This window comes from Coralloluteibacterium thermophilum, assembly GCF_042654365.1.
Taxonomy (GTDB): domain Bacteria; phylum Pseudomonadota; class Gammaproteobacteria; order Xanthomonadales; family Xanthomonadaceae; genus Coralloluteibacterium; species Coralloluteibacterium thermophilum.
The window spans coordinates 1-19,538 of record NZ_JBHSGG010000030.1; the positions used below are offsets into that span (position 1 = coordinate 1).

16 protein-coding genes are annotated in these 19,538 nt (G+C 73.2%); 5 read left to right on the forward strand and 11 right to left on the reverse strand.

The window, feature by feature from the left end; translation table 11 throughout:
• Positions 1-55: 55 nt before the first annotated feature.
• Genes mdoH through ACFO3Q_RS10705 form a run of 3 tightly spaced genes read right to left on the reverse strand, consistent with a single transcriptional unit; the run spans position 56 to position 4,880 of the window.
• A complete protein-coding gene (gene mdoH, locus ACFO3Q_RS10695; protein ID WP_377004667.1) occupies positions 56-2,329 on the reverse strand; it encodes a glucans biosynthesis glucosyltransferase MdoH in 2,274 nt (757 codons plus the stop codon).
• 47 nt (positions 2,330-2,376) lie between these two features.
• The gene (locus ACFO3Q_RS10700; RefSeq protein WP_377004668.1) at positions 2,377-3,909 is read right to left on the reverse strand and encodes a glucan biosynthesis protein G; all 1,533 of its coding nucleotides are present in this window, start codon (positions 3,907-3,909) and stop codon (positions 2,377-2,379) included.
• A 56-nt stretch (positions 3,910-3,965) separates the two neighbouring features.
• Entirely contained in the window at positions 3,966-4,880 is a 915-nt protein-coding gene (locus ACFO3Q_RS10705) for a cytochrome c oxidase assembly protein (RefSeq protein ID WP_377004669.1), read from the reverse strand.
• Between the two features lie 28 nt (positions 4,881-4,908).
• On the opposite strand from ACFO3Q_RS10705, the gene ACFO3Q_RS10710 reads away from it, so the two are divergent.
• Positions 4,909-5,430, forward strand: a complete 522-nt coding sequence (locus ACFO3Q_RS10710; RefSeq protein ID WP_377004670.1) for a CopD family protein — start codon at positions 4,909-4,911, stop codon at positions 5,428-5,430.
• Here ACFO3Q_RS10710 and ACFO3Q_RS10715 read toward each other — a convergent pair.
• The 7 genes from ACFO3Q_RS10715 to xth all read right to left on the reverse strand — a co-directional run bounded on the left by ACFO3Q_RS10715 (position 5,355) and on the right by xth (position 14,052).
• Entirely contained in the window at positions 5,355-5,906 is a 552-nt protein-coding gene (locus ACFO3Q_RS10715; protein ID WP_377004671.1) for a DUF2231 domain-containing protein, read from the reverse strand. The genes ACFO3Q_RS10710 and ACFO3Q_RS10715 overlap by 76 nt on opposite strands.
• Before the next feature lie 19 nt (positions 5,907-5,925).
• Entirely contained in the window at positions 5,926-6,297 is a 372-nt protein-coding gene (locus tag ACFO3Q_RS10720; RefSeq protein ID WP_377004672.1) for a hypothetical protein, read from the reverse strand.
• Entirely contained in the window at positions 6,297-8,837 is a 2,541-nt protein-coding gene (gene ctaD / locus ACFO3Q_RS10725; RefSeq protein WP_377004673.1) for a cytochrome c oxidase subunit I, read from the reverse strand. The genes ACFO3Q_RS10720 and ctaD overlap by 1 nt, the downstream gene beginning before the upstream one ends.
• Positions 8,834-9,850: a cytochrome c oxidase subunit II gene (gene coxB, locus ACFO3Q_RS10730; protein WP_377004674.1), complete on the reverse strand. Its 1,017-nt coding sequence runs from the start codon at positions 9,848-9,850 to the stop codon at positions 8,834-8,836. The genes ctaD and coxB overlap by 4 nt, the downstream gene beginning before the upstream one ends.
• Positions 9,851-10,004: 154 nt before the next feature.
• Positions 10,005-12,563, reverse strand: a complete 2,559-nt coding sequence (locus ACFO3Q_RS10735) for an HWE histidine kinase domain-containing protein (protein WP_377004675.1) — start codon at positions 12,561-12,563, stop codon at positions 10,005-10,007.
• A complete protein-coding gene (locus tag ACFO3Q_RS10740; RefSeq protein WP_377004676.1) occupies positions 12,556-13,218 on the reverse strand; it encodes a biliverdin-producing heme oxygenase in 663 nt (220 codons plus the stop codon). The genes ACFO3Q_RS10735 and ACFO3Q_RS10740 overlap by 8 nt, the downstream gene beginning before the upstream one ends.
• A gap of 66 nt (positions 13,219-13,284) precedes the next feature.
• Positions 13,285-14,052 (reverse strand): exodeoxyribonuclease III, encoded by a 768-nt coding sequence (xth, locus tag ACFO3Q_RS10745; RefSeq protein ID WP_377004677.1) that lies wholly within the window; start codon positions 14,050-14,052, stop codon positions 13,285-13,287.
• Between the two features lie 167 nt (positions 14,053-14,219).
• On the opposite strand from xth, the gene ltaE reads away from it, so the two are divergent.
• The 4 genes from ltaE (at position 14,220) to ACFO3Q_RS10765 (ending at position 18,014) form a co-directional block, all read left to right on the forward strand.
• Complete coding sequence (ltaE, locus tag ACFO3Q_RS10750; protein WP_377004678.1) at positions 14,220-15,239, forward strand: low-specificity L-threonine aldolase; 1,020 nt, start codon at positions 14,220-14,222, stop codon at positions 15,237-15,239.
• The gene (locus ACFO3Q_RS10755; protein WP_377004679.1) at positions 15,236-16,702 is read left to right on the forward strand and encodes a phospholipase D-like domain-containing protein; all 1,467 of its coding nucleotides are present in this window, start codon (positions 15,236-15,238) and stop codon (positions 16,700-16,702) included. Before ltaE ends, ACFO3Q_RS10755 begins: the two co-directional genes overlap by 4 nt.
• Positions 16,703-16,779: 77 nt before the next feature.
• The gene (locus ACFO3Q_RS10760; protein WP_377004680.1) at positions 16,780-17,460 is read left to right on the forward strand and encodes a glutathione S-transferase; all 681 of its coding nucleotides are present in this window, start codon (positions 16,780-16,782) and stop codon (positions 17,458-17,460) included.
• Complete coding sequence (locus ACFO3Q_RS10765; RefSeq protein ID WP_377004681.1) at positions 17,457-18,014, forward strand: GNAT family N-acetyltransferase; 558 nt, start codon at positions 17,457-17,459, stop codon at positions 18,012-18,014. Before ACFO3Q_RS10760 ends, ACFO3Q_RS10765 begins: the two co-directional genes overlap by 4 nt.
• Here ACFO3Q_RS10765 and ACFO3Q_RS10770 read toward each other — a convergent pair whose 3' ends face one another.
• Positions 18,015-19,445 (reverse strand): MFS transporter, encoded by a 1,431-nt coding sequence (locus tag ACFO3Q_RS10770; RefSeq protein ID WP_377004682.1) that lies wholly within the window; start codon positions 19,443-19,445, stop codon positions 18,015-18,017. It lies immediately after the preceding gene.
• Positions 19,446-19,538: the final 93 nt, after the last annotated feature.

Consider the following 19,538-nt stretch of genomic DNA (forward strand, 5'->3'; position numbering starts at 1 on the left):
GCCTTCCTCTACCTCGCATCGATTCCGATGTGGCTGGAATGAATGTCGATTCGCCCTAGCGTCCGGCGTCCGCCGGTACCGCATCCGCCTGCGCCAGCGGCCGCCGCAGGCGATGCAGGTGCCACAGCGCACCGGGGTCGCCCAGCAGTTCGCCGCGGACGCGCGGGGGGAGGCCGTCGAGCGGGGCGGCGGCGGCCTGCGCCACCCGGTCCGGGAGGCGTCGCTCCGGCGCGTCGAGGCCGCGCCGGCGGGCGCCGGCGGCGGCGCAGTGCATGGCGTTGACGACCGGGTCCTCCACCGCGTCGGCGAAGCCGGGCATGGGCCGCTGCGCCGCCTCGTCGAGGGCCTCGCGCATCCAGCCCAGCTCCTTCGGCGGACGGGTCTCCTCGGGAATCAGGAACAGCCCGGCGCGGCGTGCGGTGCGGCCCAGCCGCGCGCTGCTCGACAGGACCGAGATCGGGATCGACACGATCAGCGCGCCGGCCACCGGGATCAGCCACAGTGCCAGCGCCGGGCTCAGCCAGATGGCGAAGGCCATCCACGCCAGCCCGATCGCGGTGTGCGGCAGGTGCCGCCTGATCGCGGTGCCCCACGGGGTGGCGGCGTCGTCGCGCGCCGGCGAGGTCCAGCTTCCCTTGATGTTGAGCAGGGTCGCGATCACGAACTGGGTGTGGAACAGCATGCGCACCGGCGCCAGCAGCGCCGCGAACACCGTCTCCACCAGGATCGACAGCGCCAGGCGCGCGCGGCCGCCGTACTCGCGCGAGCGACGGAACGCGACCATCAGCAGGGCCAGCAGCTTGGGCGCGAACAGCAGGATCATGGTCGCGGTGAACAGCGAGATGGCGGCGGTCGCGTTCCACTCCGGCCACTCCGGATACAGCTGGTTGGGCTCGGTGAAGTAGACCGGGACCGCCAGGATCTGGTGCGCCAGCATGCCGGTGGAGATCGCGAGGAACAGCAGCCAGAGCGGCGATGACACGTAGGCCAGGGCGCCGATCAGGAACATCACCCGGTGCGCGGAGAAGATGCCGCGGGTGAAGAACAGCCGCATGTTCCTGAGGTTGCCGCCCGCCCAGCGCTTGTCGCGGCCCAGCTCGTCGAGCAGGTTGGGCGGCAGCTCCTCGTAGCTGCCCTCCAGGTCGTAGGCGATCCACACCGCCCAGCCCGCGCGGCGGATCAGCGCCGCCTCGCAGAAGTCGTGCGACATGATCTCGCCGGACAGGAAGCCGCGCCCGGACAGGCGTCCCAGCGCGCAGTGCTTCATGAAGGGCTCGACGCGGATGATCGCGTTGTGCCCCCAGAAGTGCGACTCGCCGAGCTGCCAGAAGCACAGGCCCGCGGTGAACAGCGGGCCGTACACTCGCGAGGCGAACTGCTGCGCGCGCGCGTAGAAGGTGTCGCGGCCCATGGGGTGCGGCACGCTCTGGATGATGCCGGCGTTGGGGCGCGCCTCCATCATCCGCACCAGGGTCGCCAGGCAGTCGCCGGTCATGATGCTGTCGGCGTCCAGCACCACCATGTAGCGGTAGTTGCGGCCCCAGCGCCGGCAGAAGTCGGCGACGTTGCCGCTCTTCTTCTTGATGTGGTGGCGGCGCCAGCGGTAGTGCAGCCGGCCGTGCGCGCCCAGCTCGGCGCACATGCGCCGCCAGGCCTCCAGCTCCGCCACGCGCGCGTCGGCGTTGCCGGTGTCGGAGAGCACGTAGAAGTCGAAGTGCTCGAGCACGCCGGCCTCGGCCACCGAGCGGTAGGTCGCGCGCAGCCCCGCGAACACCCGCGCCACGTCCTCGTTGCAGATGGGCATGACGATGGCGGTGCGCGCGGCGGGGTCGATGGGGCCGCTCTCGTGGCCGGCCTTCGACATCGACAGCCCGTCGCCGCCGACCAGGGTCAGGAAGAACCCCGCGATGGCGCTCCAGAACCCGGCGGAGACCCACAGAAACAGCACGCCGAACATGGCCAGCACGCCGAGTTCGAGCGGCTGGCGGCCGCCGTAGGGCAGCGCCTGCGCCATGGCGGCGATGCCCCAGGCGGTCTGCAGCAGCACGATGAGGGTGAGCGCGGTGCGGCGCAGGCGCGCGGCGGTCTGCCAGCGCCCGCGCGGGTCGGGCGAATCCATGACCGGCTTGCCGGCGTCGGAGAACGGCGCGCGCCAGACGGTGCGCAGCGGCCATGCCGACGGCGCCATGCTGGCGCGGGCGAGCGGCGGCGCCGTCGCCAGGCGCGGCCGCCCGGCGGCGTCCTCGGCGAGGACGGGCGCCAGGTCGGGCGCCGCGGCCAGGCGCGTCCGCAGCTCGCGGGCGACGTCGGTTGCACTGGAGTCGGACATGGGCGCCATCTGGGCTCGAAGGGTGCCGTGCGCGTCGCGCGGCGGCGTCAGGGGCGCGGCAGCAGGTAGCTCCAGGTCTCGGAGACCTGCTCGCCGCCGTGCCTCAGCAGGGCGCGCATCTCGACCGGTCGCTCGGCATCGAGGTGGCGGACCCGCAGGTACACGCGCCAGCCGCCGGTCACCTCGTTGCGGTACACGTTCTGCTCGACCAGCTGGCCGTTGTCGTTCACCCAGAGATCGGCGCCGACCTCGGCATCGGGCGGCAGCGCTTCGAGCGCCGGGCCGACGAAGTCCACGGTGAAGGCATGCTCGTCCTCGCCGATGTCGCCGAAGCCCTGGCCGCGCCGGCTCTGCATGACCCAGCTGGTGTCGGGGCGCGCCTCGTCCTCCATCTGCCAGGACAGCCGGTAGCGGAATTCCAAGGGCGTGTCGGCGCCGGCGCGCGGCCGCTCGGCCGGCACCCAGAAGGCGACGATGTTGTCGTTGGTCTCGTCCGGCGAGGGGATCTCGATCAGCCGCACCACGCCCTCGCCCCAGTCGCCGCGCGGTTCCACCCACGCGCTGGGGCGCAGCTCGTAGCGCGCCTCCAGGTCCTCGTAGTGGTCGAAACGGCGGTCGCGCTGCATCAGGCCGAAGCCGCGCGGGTTCTCGACCTGGAAGCTCGACACCTGCAGGAAGCGCGGATCGGTCAGCGGGCGCCAGATCCACTCGCCGTTGCCGGCGAGGATGGAGAGGCCGTCGGAATCGTGGACCTGCGGACGGTAGTCCTCGCGCGGCGGCGGCTGGTTCTCGCCGAAGAAGAACATGCTGGTCAGCGGGGCGATGCCGAGCACCTCGACGTCCTCGCGCAGGAACAGGCGCGCGGTGACGTCCATCACCATCGACGGGCCCTCGGGATTCACCACGAAGCGGTAGGCGCCGGTGACGCGGCGCGAGTCCATCAGCGCATAGATGGTGATGGTCCGGGCGTCGCGGGCCGGCCGCGCGATCCAGAACTCGCGGAACTGCGGGAACTCCTCGCCGCTGGGCAGCGCGGTGTCCACGGCGAGGCCGCGCGCGGACAGCCCGTAGCGCTGCCCGCGGCCCACGCCGCGGAAGTAGCTGGCGCCGAGGAAGCTCAGGACCTCGTCCTTGTAGTCCGGCGTGTTCACCGGGTAGTGCAGGCGGAAGCCGGAGAAGCCGGCACCCTCGAAATCGGCCTCGCCCAGCCGGTTCTGCCCGTAGTCGAACAGCGCCGGGTCGAAACGGATCGGGCGCACGCCCTTGGCGCCCACCTCGTGGATGCGCACCGGCGAGCGGTAGTGCGAACCGGCGTGGAAGAAGGCCACCTCGAAGGGCAGGCCGGTGGCGCGCCACAGGTTGGCCCGCGGCCGGTAGCGGATGTCGCGGAGCTGGTCGTAGTTGAGCGCGTTGAGCGCGGGCGACAGCGTCTCCGGCGGCGCGACGTAGGGCTCGTCCGCCAGCGCGCGCGCCCTGGCGGTCACGTCCTCCAGCCCGAAGGCGCTCGCGGCGCCCGCGCACAGCGGAAGCAGAAGGACGAGTACGGCGCGCAGCGCGCGGAGCGGAACGTTCGCGGGCATCGGGGTCTCGTTGGGGTCTGGACGGACTGCGCGCCGACTATAAACCGCGGCTGCTGCTATGCATCATGAAGATCGTGCGAGGCCGCACGCTCCTGCCGTTCCAGCCGGCGCAGCCAGGCCAGCATCAGGAGCACGCCGCCCACCAGGTAGGGCACGGCCGCCGGCACCCACATGATCAGGCCGGCCAGCTGCTGGTCCTCCAGCGCGGTCAGGCCGAGCTGCGGGGCGCGGTCGAAGTAGAACGGGTAGCGCGGCTCGGGCGCGAACGTCAGCAGCGCGCTCAGCAGGCCCATCTGCACCATGGTGCCGACGATGGCCATGAGCCCCGCGCCGTAGCCGGCGCCGCCCGCGCGCAGGCTGCGCAGCAGCGCCCACCAGAAGAGCAGCCCGGCCACGAGGAAGCTGGCGTGCATGAGGTAGTGCACCGCCTCGTCGTGCAGCGCACGCTCCATCGCCGCGGGCGCATGCCAGGCCCACATGGCCGCCCCCTGCACCAGGGTCGCGGCGGTGGGCGCGGTCCACAGCGCCCAGCCGCGGCGCACCCGCGGCCCGCGGAAGGGCGCGGCCACGCGGCGCGCCGCCCCCGCCGGCAGCCCGGCCAGCATCACCGCGCCCGGCAGGCCGACCAGCAGCAGCGGCGCGGCCAGCGCCATGAGCACCATGTGCTGGGCCATGTGCGCGGCCAGCGACCACTCGCCGTAGGCGTCCAGCGGCCAGACCAGGGCCAGCACCAGGCAGGCCATGCCGCCGGCGAAGGCGGCGCTGCGCCAGGCCGGCAGCCCGCGCCCCAGGCGCGCGGCGCCTGCCGCGTAGGCGACGGCGGCCAGCGCCAGCGGCACGAGCAGGAGCGGATCGGCGCTGAACGCCTCGGCCAGGCGCGGGGGGTGGGCGTGGTCGCCGCCGGCGTGGGCGCCGGCGACCGCGGGCGCCAGCAGCGCCGCCCACGCCACGCGCACGCGGGCCGGGTGCACACTGCGGCTCCGTCGCGGGGGCGCATCCATGTACTTCTGGCTCAAGGTCATCCACATCACGGCATTGTCGATCTGGTTCACCGGGCTGTTCTTCCTGCCCAGGGTGTTCATCGCCAAGATCAAGCGGCAGGCCGGCCCGGACGAGCTGGAAAAGCTCAACGCGATGGGCAAGACGCTCTACTTCCACCTCATGACGCCGGCCGCGGTGGCGACGGTCCTGGCCGGCACGGCGCTGATCGCCTACGGGTTCCAGGGTGCCTGGTTCCCCGTGAAGCTGACGCTGGTGGCGATGCTGGTCATGACCCACATCTACTTCGGCCAGCTGCTGCTCGACCTCACCCGCGGGCGCACGCGGCACTCGATCTGGCTGTTCCGCGCGCTGAGCTGGTGGCCCCTGGTGCTGCTGCTCTCCATCGCCACCCTCACCGGCGCCAAGCCGCACAGCCTGCTGGTGGACCGCCTGCCCAACCCGCTTCAGTCCTTGGGCGGCGAATCGCTGTCGTCGTCGTCGTCGCCGATCGAGTCCTCGCCCTTGAACTCGTCGCCGTAGGTGCCGATGTCGTGCCGGAAGGTGAGCGTGCCGCCCAGCCAGCCGGTCACCCCCACCACGAAGGTGCCGACCGCCGACAGCAGCAGGCCCCAGGGCCAGACGTCCTCCACGTCGCCCCAGCGGTGCCGGGTGTTCGCCGCCGCCAGCGACAGCAGCATGATTCCCGAGATGAAGTGGCTCCAGCCGGAGACGTGGCGCCGCGCCTCGTGCATGGTGAAGAAGTCGGTCATGCCCAGCAGCGCCGCGAGCAGTCCCATGGTCAGCCCGCCCGCGCACAGCCAGAACGAGAACTGCGCCCAGACCGCGCTGCCGGTGACCAGGTAGGCCAGATCCGTCGCCAGCGCGCCGCTGAGGAAGGCGATGGGGAAGTTCACGACCATCGGGTGCAGCGGATGCTGCAGGATCGAGACGGTGCTCGACTTGCCCTCGTTGGTGGCGGCGTCGCGGACGCTGCGGGCTACGCGCTTGACGCTCATGGGTGTCCGGAACCTCCACTCATCGGCAGGGATGCAGCATGAACACGGGAATGGCGACCAGCACCGTCGCCACCGCGGCGAGCACGCCGAGCAGGGTCATCGTCATGCCCATGAAGCGCGCGCGCTGCGACATCTCGGTGCCGAGATCGTCGCGCCGCGCCTGCCGCCACGCGCGCCAGCCGATGGACGACAGCCACCCGATGGCGCCGAGCGCGAGCACGGACAGCAGGGCGAGCACCACGCTCAGCAGGTTGGTGCCGCCGACGCCGATCAGCGCCCAGCCGGCCTCGCAGCCGATGGCCTGCAGCACGTAGATGGCGAGGAAGTAGGCCGCCCACACCCCCATGGTGCTGACGACCCCGAGCATGCGGTCCGGGCCGATGGCGCGCATCACGAGACCTCCGGGAACAGGTGCACCACGATCGAGCCCACCACCCACAGGGCGACGGAATAGCGCCAGAACAGCGCGGTCACGCGCAGGTCCAGGCTGCGCGCCGGGGTCACCAGCCCGTGGCGGGCGCGCACCAGGGTGAAGCCGGCCATCAGCACCGCGATGAGGACGTGCAGAGCCTCGAAGCCGACCAGGGTCCAGACCACCGACGCATAGGCGTGGGCCTGCGGCGCGCCGAGCGCCAGCCCGAGCGGGACGGTGCGCAGGACGATCGCAGCGACGCCTGCCAGCGCCGCCAGGACGAGCGCGGCCTGCATGCGCCCGGCCGCGCCCTCGCCGTTGGCGCGCACGGCCCGGCCGACCAGCAGGCCCGCCGCCGCCACCAGCAGCAGCGAGAGCCCCGGCAGGACCAGCCCCGGCATGTCGGCCGTCGGCGGCGGCCAGGCGTCGTTGACCAGCCACAGGAAGAAGTAGGCGAACACCAGCGAGGCGTAGAGCGTCGAGTCCACCACCAGGAGCAGCGCCGTGCCCCACCAGCCCGGCGCGTTGCGCGCGTGGGCATGCGTCGGCAGCACGCGTCCGTGGCCGGCATCGAGCTCGGCCGGCGCGTACGGATCGCCCGTGGTCCAGAGCCAGCGCAGCAGCACGCCGACGAAGGCCGCGACGCAGAGCGCCGAAAGCCAGTACCACGAGGCAAGGAAGCCGGCGAAGAACACCGCGAGGATGAGCGCCGCGATCAGCGGCAGCCAGGTCGCGTTGGACAGACGGATGACCTGCTCCGGCTCGCCGGTGCGCAGCGAGGTGCCGAGCGTCTCGCGCGCCTCGTCGCGGGCGAACGGCAGCCAGCCCCGCCCGGCCTCGATCTGCTCGCGCACCGTGCTGTCGTCCCACAGCGGGTTGCGGCCGATCACCTGCGGCTGGCTGACGAAGTTGTAGGCCGGCGCGGGCGTCGGCATCGCCCACTCCAGCGAGCCGGCCTTCCACGGATCTGGCTCGGCGCGGCGGCCGTGGCGGAGCATCAGCAGCATGTCGATGACGAAGGCGACGAACCCCACCGCCAGCGCGAAGCCCGCCGCGGTCGAGAGCAGGTTGAGCCCCTGCACCCAGGGGCCGAGGTCCTCGCTGTAGGTGTAGGCCCGTCGCGGCATGCCCAGCAGGCCGGTGAAGTGCATCGGCAGGAACAGCAGGTTGAAGCTCACGAAGATCAGCCAGAACACCATGCGGCTGAAGCCTTCCGAGGGCATGCGCCCGGTCACCTGCGGCAGCCAGTAGTAGAAGCCCGCGAACATCGGGAACAGCAGGCCGCCGATCAGCACGTAGTGCAGGTGGGCGACCACGAAGTGGGTGTCGTGCGCCTGCCAGTCGAAGGGCACCAGCGCGACCATGACCCCGGTCAGGCCGCCGCAGACGAAGATCGCGAAGAAGCCCAGCATGAAGCGCATCGGCTGGCGCAGCTGCGGCCTGCCCGTCCACAGCGTCGCGATCCACGAGAACACCTGTATGCCCATGGGGATCGCCACGCCCATCGACGCCGCCGAGAAGAAGCTCAGCGCCAGCAGGGGAATGCCCACGGTGAACATGTGGTGCACCCACAGCCCGAAGCTCAGGAAGCCGGTGGCGATGATCGCCAGCACCACCCAGGTGTAGCCCACCGCCGGCCTTCGCGAGAAGGTCGGGATGATGGTCGAGACCACCCCCGCCGCGGGCAGGAAGATGATGTAGACCTCGGGGTGGCCGAACAGCCAGAACAGGTGCTGCCACAGCAGCGGATCGCCGCCCAGCGCCGGCTCGTAGAAGGTGAAGTCGAAGGCGCGCTCGATCTCCAGCAGCACGCTGGCCATGATCAGCGGCGGGAAGCCGAAGGCGATCATGAAGGCGGTGACCAGCACGTACCACGCGAACAGCGGCATGCGCTGGAGCGACATGCCCGGCGCGCGGCAGAACAGGATGGCCACGATCAGCTCGATGGCCGCGCTCACCGCCGCGATCTCGGCGAAGGTCACGCCCAGCAGCCAGAAGTCCGCGCTCTTGCCCGGCGTGTAGGTGCTGCCCGACAGCGGCGTGTACATGAACCAGCCGGCGTCGGGCGCCTCGCCGAAGAAGAAGCTCGAGTACAGGAACAGCCCGCCGAACAGGTAGCACCAGTAGCCGAAGGCGGTCATCCGCGGGAAGGGCACGTCGCGCGCGCCGATCATCTTCGGGATCAGGTAGAGCGCGAAGCCCTCCATGATCGGCACGGCGAACAGGAACATCATCGTCGTGCCGTGCATGGTCACGAACTGGTGGTAGGTGTCGTGGTCCAGCACCGTGTTGCCCGGCCAGGCCAGCTGCAGGCGCATGAACATCGACAGCAGGCCGCCGAGCATCAGGAAGGCGATGCCGGTGACGATGAAGCGCAGGCCGACCGTGGTGTGGTTGACCGCGGTGAGCTGGCCGACCAGCCCGGGCTTGTTGTCCCAGATCGCCTCGAGCCGGCGCCGCAGGGACACGTCCTGCCCGCGTGCCTCCTCGGCCGGCAGCGGCAGCTTGTCGGCGCTCATCGCAGCGTCTCCATGGCGTCCAGCAGCCCGTCGACCTCGTCGTCGCCGACGCCCCGCAGGTGCCCGCGGTTGCCCGGCTTGACCCGCTGGGGATCGGTCAGGAAGCGCCCGATGTACTCGCGGTCGAAGCCGCGCCGGCCCAGCACCATGGCGCGTGCGCCGACGTGGCGCAGATCGGGCCCCGCCTCCTCCGGCGCGGGCCCGCCGGGCAGTTGGTGGCAGGCCGCACAGCCCGCGTCGCCCAGCGCGGCCGCGCCGGCGGGCACGGCCGCGGCGGGGCCGCCGACTTCGCGGCTGCGGCGCCAGGCTTCGAACTCCTCCATGGGCGCGGCGGTGGCGACGAAGGACATCAGCGCGTGCTGCGCGCCGCAGAACTCGGCGCACTGGCCGCGGAACTCGCCCGGCGCCTCCGCCATCAGGCGCAGGGTGTTGTCGCGGCCGGGGATCATGTCGAGCTTGCCGCCGAGCTGCGGGATCCAGAAGCTGTGGATCACGTCCACGCTGCGCACCGTGATCTCGGCCAGCTCGCCGACCGGCAGCCACAGTTCGTTGGCGGTGACCGCCTCCGCCCAGCCCCGCTCCGCATCGGCGGGATAGCGCACCTCCCACCACCACTGGTGCCCGGTGACCTCGATCCGCAGCGTGGGCACCTCGCCGGCGAACACCATGCGCCGCCCCACCGTGGTGCCGTAGATCAGCAGTGCCGTCAGCACGGTGATGGGGAACAGCAGGCCGCCGACGAGGATGAAGGGGTTCGGGCGCAGCCGCGGGCGGCGTTCCGGCGCGCGCAGGGTGGCGTAGATCACCAGCCCCATCACCAGCGCGAAGATCGCGCTGGCGCCCACCAGCATCACCCACCAGGCCTCGGCCGCGGCCGCCGCCGCGGGGCCGCGCGGATCCAGCGAGGACTGCTCGCCCGCGCAGGCCGCCAGCAGCGCGGCGGCGCCCGCGACGGCGATGCGCGGGGCCGGGAGCGGTGCACGATGACGGGGCGCGGGCGATGTGCCGGGCATGCGGCTCCTGGTCCGGAACGGCCGGCACTGCCGGCGGAAGGGCGAAGGCGCGTCGCGCCGGGGCGCCTGCCGCAGGGGCGGCGTGGCTGCGACAGCCTGCGTTCCGGGACGTATGCGCTGCGTCGAGCCGCAGGACGCCGCGCGGTCGGGCCGCTCAGCCCGGGACGGGCCGCCCGTCGAGCAGCGCGTCGAGGACCTCGCGCAGGCGTTCCGCCGTGCCCGGCTTGGGAATCACCGGCACGTCGCGGTAGGCCGCCGGGATCGAGGCCCGGTCGTGGTCCCCGGTGGCGAAGGCGAAGGGGATCGCGTCGCCCGCGAGCCGCGCGGCGACCGGCAGTGCGTCGCGGCCGCCGCCCAGGTGCACGTCGATCACCGCGACGCCGATGCCGCCGGCGTCGAGGATGCGCAGGGCGTCCTCGACCGTCGCCGCGATCTCCACCTGCGCGGCGCCGAGGCGCCGCAGCGCGTGCTCGGTGTCCATGGCGATGAGCATGTTGTCCTCCAGCACCAGCGCCGCCAGGCCCTCGACCGGCGAACCGGCGGGGGCGGGCCCCGGGACGGAGGCCCCGGGAGGCGGCACCGTGCGGAGATGGGCCGCGGGCACCACGAACAGGGCCTCGACGCCCGCCGGCAGGTAGCGGACCTCCGCCCTGCCCCCCAGTTCGTGCGGGATGGCGCGGCGGATCAGGGTCGAGCCGAAGCCCTGCTGCGCCGGCGGCGTCACCGGCGGCCCGTCGCGCTCGGCCCAGGCGATGCGGCAGTCGCCGGTCGCGTCGATCTCCCAGCGCACCTCGACCCGCCCTTCCGGGCGGCTCAGCGAACCGGCCTTGGCCGCGTTCGTCGCCATCTCGTGCAGCACCAGGGCCAGCGCCGAACGCGCCCTGGCATCGAGCAGCACCTGCGGTCCTGTCAAGGCGAAGCGGCCCTCGCGCCCGTGGTAGGGCGCGAGTTCGGCCTCGACCAGGTCGCGCAGGGTGCCGATCTGCGTGCGCGCGTCGTACTGGTCGTGGGCGAAGGCCAGCGCGCGGATGCGCCCTTCGAGCGTCTCCACGAAGTCCTTGACGTCGGTGGCGGTCTCGGCGCTGTGCATCACCATCGACTGCATCAGCGCCAGCATGTTCTTGACGCGATGGTTGAGCTCCGCGATGACCAGCGCCTGGCTCCCGGCGCCCGCCGCGGCGGCCTCGCCGGGGCGCCGCATCCGCAGCTCGGCCAGGCTGTCGCCCAGGCGCCCGGCCACCCGGCGCTCGGCCGCGCTCCAGGGCGCGCTGGTGCCGCGCGCGGCCTGGGTCCAGGCGGCGAAGCTGGCGCGCGGAGACAGCCGGCCCATGCTGTCGGTCCGGTAGGGGCGGTTGGGATCGCCCGCCCAGGACACCGTCTCCACCACCTCGCGGCGGAACAGGAGCAGCCAGTCGCCGTCCGTGCCGAGCGGCACGCCGAGCGCGCCGCTGGCGTCCCGGGCATACGCGGACGCCTCCTCCAGCAGTCCGCCCAGCGCATGCGTGCAGGGCACCGCCTCGCCGCGCGCGGCCAGTGCGCGCACGATGGCGGGGATGGCCGCAGGCGGCGGCGTGGCGCCGTCGCCCCGCCAGGTCCCGCCGAGGAACAGGCCCGCCCCGTCGCAGGGCACCAGCCTGCGCAGCGCGACCAGGCGCCCGGCCAGGACCGCGAACGGATCCTCCGCGACCCCGAGGCCGGCGACGATCTCGTCGTGGACGATGCGCGCCCGCGAGGCGTAGTCGAAGTCCTCGGCGCGTTCGCGCGAGGCCACCTGCATCGAATAGAACATCCCGAACAGGTCGGCGGCCGCGCGCACGTCGATCGGCAGGCGGCGCGGCGTCGCGTGGTGGCAGGCGATCAGCCCCCACAGTGCGCCTTCGCACAGCACCGAGACCGACATCGAGCAGGCCACGCCCATGTTCCGGAGGTATTCCAGGTGCACCGGCGCCACGCTGCGCAGCGCGGTCAGGCCGAGATCGAGCGGCTGCCCGTCGCCGTCGCGCGCCGGCAGCACCGGCACCGGCGCGTAGCGCGCATCGGGGATCAGCCGGATGCGGTTGCGGCGGTACAGCTCGCGCGCCTGCGGCGGGATGTCGGACGCCGGGTAGTGCAGGTCCAGGTAGGAGTCCAGGCCCGCGCGCCGGGACTCGGCGATGACCTTGCCGGTGCCGTCGTGCAGGAAGCGGTAGATCATCACCCGGTCGAAGCCGATCAGCGCGCGCATCTGCTGCGCGGCGCGGGCGTGGAACTCGGCCATGCTGCGGGTGCCGGCGAGCCGGCCGATCATGGCCTGGGCCAGCACCAGCGGGGACTGCGCGCGCAGGTGGCCGTGCTCGGCCGGCTCGATCTCCACGTGCAGGTGCGGGCCGGCGCGATGCACGGAGACGTCGCACAGCAGCGCATGCGGCCCGAAGTTGGCCTGCGCCGCGCGCTGCTGGCCCGCGTATTCGCCGCCGCCCGCGGTGACCGCGTTGCCCAGCGCGTGCAGCACCTCGCGCGACAACCAGGCGTCGAGCGAACTGCCGATCAGCGCATCGAGCGCGACGCCGAACAGCTCGCCGGCATTGGCCGAGGCGTGGCGGATCGTCCAGCCCGGCATCGACACCGCCAGCAGCCAGCCGTGCGGCTGGATGGCGCCGGAAAGATGGATGGGCGCGGTCGCGCACTCGCGCAGTTCCGCCTCCAGGCGCGCCGCGTTGGAATCGTCAGCCATGCCGCATCGCCTCCCGGCGTTCTTCTTCGAGCGAATGAACCACGCTGCCGAAGGCGTCCACGGCACCGATGGCGAGCAGGCGTTCCTGCGTGGTGTCGAGGTCGGCGTCGCGCAGCAGCGCCTGGAACCGGCGCCAGCGCCCGGCGTCGGCCGCGTGGGCGGCGAGGAAGCGCGTGGCGCCGGCCTCGGGCATGGCCAGTGCGCGCACCGCGGGCAGCAGCACGCGGGCGCCGAGGCTGGAGCCTTCGATCACGTAGCGGATGCCGAGGCCGCGACCCGGGCCATCGCCGTCCAGCGCGGGCGCCGCGGGAGGCAGCGGTTCGCCCAGCGCATCGAGGTCGGCCGCGATCAGCCTCGCCCCGGCGGCGTCCCACGCGGCCGGCGCGCCGTCCGCGCGCTGCCGTGCCAGCGCGGACTCGGCGGCACGGTGGAAGCGGTACATCGCGCGGAGGAAGCGGCGGTAGCCGGCCTGGCGGGTCCGCGCGCCGAGCGCGTCGGCCAGCGCTTCCGCACGCGCGTGCAGCGGCGCCGTCGCGCGGCGAAGGAGGCCATGGCGGTCGGACGCGGGCGCGACGGGCGGTTGGGGGGATGACGTAAGTCCGTCCGGGGGGAAGGCGGTCGGCGATGATAGCCAGCCGGGGCCGGCATCGGACACGTTTTCTTCACGCCGGCCTTCACGCCGCGGCGGCGGCCGTCCTCCGCCGCATGCCGCCTGCGGGGCTCAGCGCGCCAGGCGCACCCACACCGGCGCGTGGTCGGAGGGCCGCTCCCAGGTGCGCGGCTCGCGGTCGATCCCGCTCGCCACGCAGCGCGCGCGCAGCGCGTCGGAGACCAGCACCAGGTCGATGCGCAGGCCGAGGTTGCGGCGGAAGCCCGCCATCCGGTAGTCCCACCACGAGAACTGCCCGCCCTCCTCGCTGTGCAGCCGGAAGCTGTCGTGCAGGCCGAGGTCGGTGATCGCGCGCAGCGCATCGCGCTCCGGCGTGGAGCAGAGGATCTTCTCGTGCCAGGCGGCGGGATCGTGCACGTCGCGGTCGTCCGGCGCGATGTTGAAGTCGCCCAGCACCACCAGTTCCGGGTACTGCGCGATCTGCGCCGCCAGCCAGTCGCGCACCGCCGCCAGCCAACGCAGCTTGTACTCGTACTTGACGTCGCCGACCGCCTTGCCGTTGACCACGTAGAGGTTGACCACGCGCACACCGTCGATGGTCGCCGCGATCACCCGCTTCTGCTCGTCCTCGAACCCCGGGATGGCGATGACGCAGTCCTCCGCCGGCACGCGCGAGAGCAGCGCCACGCCGTTGTAGGTCTTCTGCCCGCAGAACACGCTGCGGTAGCCCAGCGCCGCGATGTCCCCGTCGGGGAACCGCGTGTCCTCGAGCTTGGTCTCCTGCAGCGCCACCACGTCCGGCTGCGCCGCCGCGAGCCACTGCGCGAGGTGCGGCATGCGCACGTTGAGGGAGTTGACGTTCCAGCTGGCGATTTTCATGGGGCGGCATTGTGAAGCGGGAATCGGGAATGGGGAATCGGGAACGGAAGGCTGGACGCATCCGGACGCTCACGGCACAGGCGGCCGCTACCATGCGCAGCCGGCACGCCCCGCAGCCGTCCGGGTCCCGATTCCCCATTCCCACTTCCCGCCTTTTCCGAAACCCCATGCCCATCGACCTCCGCTCCGACACCGTCACCCGTCCCACCGCGGCCATGCGCGCGGCGATGCTGGAGGCCGAGGTCGGGGACGACGTGTACGGCGAGGATCCGACGGTCAACGCGCTGCAGGCGCGGCTGGCGGGCGAGCTGGGCTTCGAGGATGCGCTGTTCGTGCCGACCGGCACGCAGTCGAACCTGCTGGCGCTGATGAGCCACTGCGCGCGCGGGGACGAGTACCTCGTGGGCATGGACGCGCACGCGTACAGGTACGAGGGCGGCGGCGCCGCGGTGCTGGGCGCGATCCAGCCGCAGCCCATCGTGCAGGCGGACGACGGCACCATCCCGCTCGACGTCGCGCGCGCGATGGTCAAGCCCGTCGACCCGCACTTCGCGCGCACCCGCCTGCTCTGCCTGGAGAACACCTGGCACGGGCGCGTGCTGCCGATGGACTACCTCGCCGAGGCGCGCGCGTTCTGCGACGCCCACGGCCTCGCCCTGCACCTCGACGGCGCGCGCCTGTTCAACGCCGCGGTGGCGCTGGAGGTGCCGGCCCGCGCCATCGCCCGCCACTTCGACAGCGTCTCGGTCTGCCTGTCCAAGGGCCTCGGCGCGCCGGTGGGCTCGGTGCTGCTGGGCAACCGCGACCTGATCGAGCGCGCGCGGCGCTGGCGCAAGGTCGCCGGCGGCGGCTGGCGCCAGGCCGGCATGCTCGCCGCCGCCGCGCTGTACGCCCTCGACCACCACGTCGCGCGGCTGGCCGACGACCACGCGCGCGCGGCGCGGCTCGCCGCCCTGCTGGAGGATGCGCCGGCGGTGCGCGTGGTGGCGCAGCACACCAACATGCTGTTCGTCGAGGTCGCGCCCGAGCGCCTCGCGGCGTTCAGGGCGCACACCGAGGCCGCGGGCATCGCGATGTCCATCGGCACCCTGCCGAGCGTGCGCATGGTCGTGCACCTGGACATCGACGACGCGGCGATCGCGCGCACGGCCGAGGTGCTGCGCGCCTTCCCGGCGCGGGCGGCATGAGCGCCGGCGCGGACCGCCGCGACGGCCGCCGCGCCCGGCTGCGGCGCGGCCTCGGCCTGCTGCTCGCGCTCTACCTCGCCAGCGCCGCCTGGCAGGCCTGGAAGCCCCTGCCGCCGGGCATCGGCGAGGCGCAGCCGCTGCGCGCCAGCGCGGACGTACGCTTCCTCGCCGACCGCACCTGGGTCGATGCCGAAGGCCGGCGCCACAGCGAGCAGGTCATCTTCGACGAGATCCTCGCGCTGATCGGGCAGGCGCAGCGCCTCGTCGTGCTCGACATGTTCCTGTTCAACGCCTTCGGCAGCGCGCCGGACGAGGACGGCCGCGCGCTCAGCAGCGAACTGAGCGAGGCGCTCGCCGCGCGTCTCGCGGAGGTGCCGACGCTGAAGGCGGTGCTGATCACCGACCCGGTCAACACCGTCTACGGCGGCGTGGCCGCGCCGCACCTGGCGGCGCTGGAGGCGGCCGGTGCGACCGTGATCGTCACCGACCTCGACCGCCTGCGCGCCCCCAATCCGCTGTGGTCGGGACCGTGGCGCGCCTGCTGCGCCTGGCTCGGCAACGATCCCCACGGCGGCTGGCTGCCCAGCCCGTTCGGCCCCGAGCGCGTGACCCTGCGCAGCTACGGCCACCTGCTGAACTTCAACGCCAACCACCGCAAGACCCTGGTGGTCGACGCCGGCGACGACTGGGTCGGCCTGGTGGCCTCGGCCAATCCGCACGACGCCAGCCGGGCGCACGGCAACGTCGCCCTGCGCTTCTCGGGGCCGGCCGTGCTCGACCTGCTGGACACCGAGCACGCGGTGGCGGCCATGTCCGGCACCGAGCTGCGCCTGCCGGACCCGCTGCCGGTCGATGCCCCCATCGAGGACGTGCTTGGTGCGCGGGTGCAGGTGCTGACCGAGGGCCGCATCCGCGACGCCCTGCTGTCGATGCTCGCCGCCGCGGGCGCCGGCGACCGCATCGACGTCGCCGCGTTCTACCTCTCGCACCGCGGCGTGATCGCGGCGCTGCGCGATGCGCATGCGCGCGGCGCCGCCGTGCGCGTGCTGCTCGACCCCAACCGCGACGCCTTCGGCCGCACCAAGAACGGCGTGCCCAACCGCCAGGTCGCGCGCGAACTGCATGCCGCGGGGGTGCCGGTGCGCTGGTGCGACACCCACGGCGAGCAGTGCCACGCCAAGCTCGTCCTGCTGCGGCGTGCGGACGGGGACGCCGAGCTGGTCGCCGGCTCGGCCAACTTCACCCGCCGCAACCTCGACGACCTCAACCTCGAGACCAGCCTGCGCGTGCTGGCGACGGAGGACGACCCGGCCGTGGCCGACGCCGCGGCCTGGTTCGAGGAGCAGTGGTCGAACACGCCCGAGCGCCGTTACAGCCTGCCCTACCCCGCCTACGCCGACGACGCGCGCCTGCGCGTGCTGCTCTACCGCATCGGCGAGGCGACCGGGCTGTCCACCTTCTGACGTACGGCGCGCGCGGGGCCCGCGGCCGGAACTAGACTCCGCCCGCTCCTTCCCACCGTCGGCACGCGGAGTCGCGCATGTACGTCCTGCACATCGCCAACAAGAACTACTCGTCGTGGTCGCTCCGCCCCTGGGTGCTGCTGCACGCGCTCGGCATCCCGTTCGAGGAACGCCTGCTGCCGTTCCCGCCGGACGGCGACTGGAGCGCCTTCCGGGCGCTGTCGCCGACCGGGCAGGTCCCGCTGCTGGAGGACGCCGGCACCGTGGTCTGGGACTCGCTCGCCATCGTCGAGTACCTCGCCGAGCGCCATTCCGGCGTGTGGCCGGAGGACGCCGCCGCGCGCGCCTGGGCCCGCTGCGCCGCCGCGGAGATGCACGCAGGCTTCCAGGCCCTGCGCGGGACCTGCCCGATGAACTGCGGCATCCGGGCGCGCTTCGAGCGCCTGCCGCCGGCGCTCGCCGCCGACGTCGCGCGCGTGGAGGCGCTTTGGAACGACGGGCTCGCGCGCTTCGGCGGGCCCTTCCTCGCCGGTGCCGCGTTCACCGCCGCCGACGCCTTCTTCGCGCCCGTCGCCTTCCGCGTGCAGAGCTATGCCCTGCCGCTGCGCGGTCCGGCCGCGGACTACGCGCAGCGCCTGCTGGCCCTGCCGGCCATGCGCGACTGGTACCGCGCGGCCCTGGCCGAGTCCTGGCGCGAACGCGGGCACGAGGCGGCGGTCGCGGCGGCGGTCGGCGAGGTCGAGGACCTGCGCGGGTGAGCGGCGGGACCGTCCTCGAAACCGCCCGCACGCGCCTCGGCGAACTGGTGGCGGACGACGCGCCCTTCGTCCTCGCCCTGCTGACCTCGCCCTCCTTCCTGCGCCACATCGGCGACCGCGGCGTGCACGACCTCGACGGCGCCCGCCGCTACATCGCCGACAGCGCGCAGGCCAGCTACGCGCGCCACGGCTTCGGGCTGTGGCGGGCGACGCGGCGCGAGGACGGCGCCGCCATCGGCCTGTGCGGCCTCCTCCGCCGCCCGGAGCTGCCCGCGCCCGACCTCGGCTTCGCCTTCCTGGAGACGGCGCAGGGCCAGGGCTACGGGCGCGAGACCGCCGAGGCGGTGCTGCGCCACGCACGCGCGGCGCTCGGCATCGGCCGCGTGCTCGCCATCGTCGCCGAGGGCAACGTCGCCTCGCTGGCGGTCCTGCGACACCTGGGCTTCGCCGACGCCGGCGAACACGCGCCGGGCGTGCGCCTGCTCGCGCACGCGGGCCGGCCGGCCGACGACGCGCAGCGGAGCCGACCGCCCGACTGCGCCCGCCCGGGCTGATCAGGTCGCCGAGCGCTGCTCGGCCTTCTGCTCGGCGACCTCGCGCCCGGCCTCGGCACGACCGGCCATCTCGGCCCCCGCGTCGCGCGGCAGGCGCCACATCATCCAGGCCGAACTGGCCGAGATCAGGCCGACGGTGAGGAAGGCGAAGCCGAAGTTGATCACCGCCTCGATGGGCGCCCCGGTGGCCACCGAGGCGAGCTGCAGGGCATAGCCGCCGACCGCGATGCCGAGGGTGAGCGACACCTGCTGGACCATGCCGGCGAGGCTCGACGCGTGGCTCATGCGCGCCTGGTCCACCTCGGCGTAGGCGATGGCGTTGAGGCTGGTGAACTGCAGCGAGCGGAAGCAGCCGCTGACCAGCAGCACCGCGACGATCAGGAGATGCGGCGTGTCGGGCCGGAACAGGCCGAAGCCCGCCAGCAGCGCCGAGGCGATCAGCGCGTTGACCACCAGCACGCGACGGAAGCCGAAGCTGCGGATCACGCGCGCGGCGATGGTCTTCATGAACAGCGCGCCGGCCGCCGAGGCGAAGGTCAGCAGGCCGGCCTCGAACGGATTCAGCCCGAAGCCCAGCTGCAGCATCAGCGGCAGCAGGAAGGGCGTCGCGCCGATGCCGATGCGGAACAGCGCGCCGCCGAGCACGCCCGCGCGCAGGGTCGGCAGGCGCAGCAGGCCGAGGTCGATCAGCGGGTGCGCGTGCCGGCGCGCATGCGGCACGTACAGCGCCACCGCGGCCACGCCCGCGACCAGGCAGGCCAGGGCGACGCGCACGTCCACCATGTGCTGGCTCAGCGTGGAGAAGCCGAACATCGCCAGGCCGAGTCCGAGCCCGGACAGGGCGAAGCCGGTCCAGTCCAGCGGCGCGCGCGGCTGGCGGATCTGCGGGATGAAGCGCCACGCCAGCCAGATCCCGGCGATGCCGATCGGCAGGTTGATCAGGAAGATCCAGCGCCAGTGCGCGTAGGTCGAGATGAAGCCGCCGAGCACCGGCCCCAGCATCGGCCCGACCAGGGCCGGCACCGTCAGCCAGCTCAGCGCCTGCACCAGTTCGTTCTTGGGCACAGTGCGCAGCAGCACCAGGCGACCCACCGGGACCATCAGCGCGCCGCCCGTCCCCTGCAGGAAGCGCGCGGCGACCAGCTCCGGCAGGGTGCTGCTGGCGGCGCAGGCCACCGAGCCGAGCAGGTAGACGCCGATCGCCGCCATGAAGGTGCTGCGCGCGCCGAAGCGGTCGGCGACCCAGCCGCTCACCGGGATGAACACCGCGAGCGCGAGCATGTAGGTGGTGAGCGCGAGCTTGAGCGCGATGGGCTCGGTGCCGAGGTCGGCGGCGATGGCGGGCAGCGACGTCGAGATCGACGTCGAGTCCATGTTCTCGATGAACAGCGCGCAGGCGACGATGAGCGGCAGCAGCCGCGCCGGCCTCATCGCTGGTGGCTCCGCATCGGCATGGACGCGCGAGCATGCCGCCGCGCGCGTCGAGGCCGCATGTGCGGCGGCGGCCTCATCGCGCGGGCCGCG

Excerpts from the sequence above, each read along its gene's own strand:
- mdoH (WP_377004667.1), bottom strand. The coding sequence starts at position 2,329 with ATGTCCGACTCCAGTGCAACCGACGTCGCCCGCGAGCTGCGGACGCGC.
- ACFO3Q_RS10700 (WP_377004668.1), bottom strand. The coding sequence starts at position 3,909 with ATGCCCGCGAACGTTCCGCTCCGCGCGCTGCGCGCCGTACTCGTCCTT.
- ACFO3Q_RS10710 (WP_377004670.1), top strand. The coding sequence starts at position 4,909 with ATGTACTTCTGGCTCAAGGTCATCCACATCACGGCATTGTCGATCTGG.
- ACFO3Q_RS10715 (WP_377004671.1), bottom strand. The coding sequence starts at position 5,906 with ATGAGCGTCAAGCGCGTAGCCCGCAGCGTCCGCGACGCCGCCACCAAC.
- ACFO3Q_RS10720 (WP_377004672.1), bottom strand. The coding sequence starts at position 6,297 with ATGCGCGCCATCGGCCCGGACCGCATGCTCGGGGTCGTCAGCACCATG.
- ctaD (WP_377004673.1), bottom strand. The coding sequence starts at position 8,837 with ATGAGCGCCGACAAGCTGCCGCTGCCGGCCGAGGAGGCACGCGGGCAG.
- coxB (WP_377004674.1), bottom strand. The coding sequence starts at position 9,850 with ATGCCCGGCACATCGCCCGCGCCCCGTCATCGTGCACCGCTCCCGGCC.
- ACFO3Q_RS10735 (WP_377004675.1), bottom strand. The coding sequence starts at position 12,563 with ATGGCTGACGATTCCAACGCGGCGCGCCTGGAGGCGGAACTGCGCGAG.
- xth (WP_377004677.1), bottom strand. The coding sequence starts at position 14,052 with ATGAAAATCGCCAGCTGGAACGTCAACTCCCTCAACGTGCGCATGCCG.
- ltaE (WP_377004678.1), top strand. The coding sequence starts at position 14,220 with ATGCCCATCGACCTCCGCTCCGACACCGTCACCCGTCCCACCGCGGCC.
- ACFO3Q_RS10755 (WP_377004679.1), top strand. The coding sequence starts at position 15,236 with ATGAGCGCCGGCGCGGACCGCCGCGACGGCCGCCGCGCCCGGCTGCGG.
- ACFO3Q_RS10760 (WP_377004680.1), top strand. The coding sequence starts at position 16,780 with ATGTACGTCCTGCACATCGCCAACAAGAACTACTCGTCGTGGTCGCTC.
- ACFO3Q_RS10770 (WP_377004682.1), bottom strand. The coding sequence starts at position 19,445 with ATGAGGCCGGCGCGGCTGCTGCCGCTCATCGTCGCCTGCGCGCTGTTC.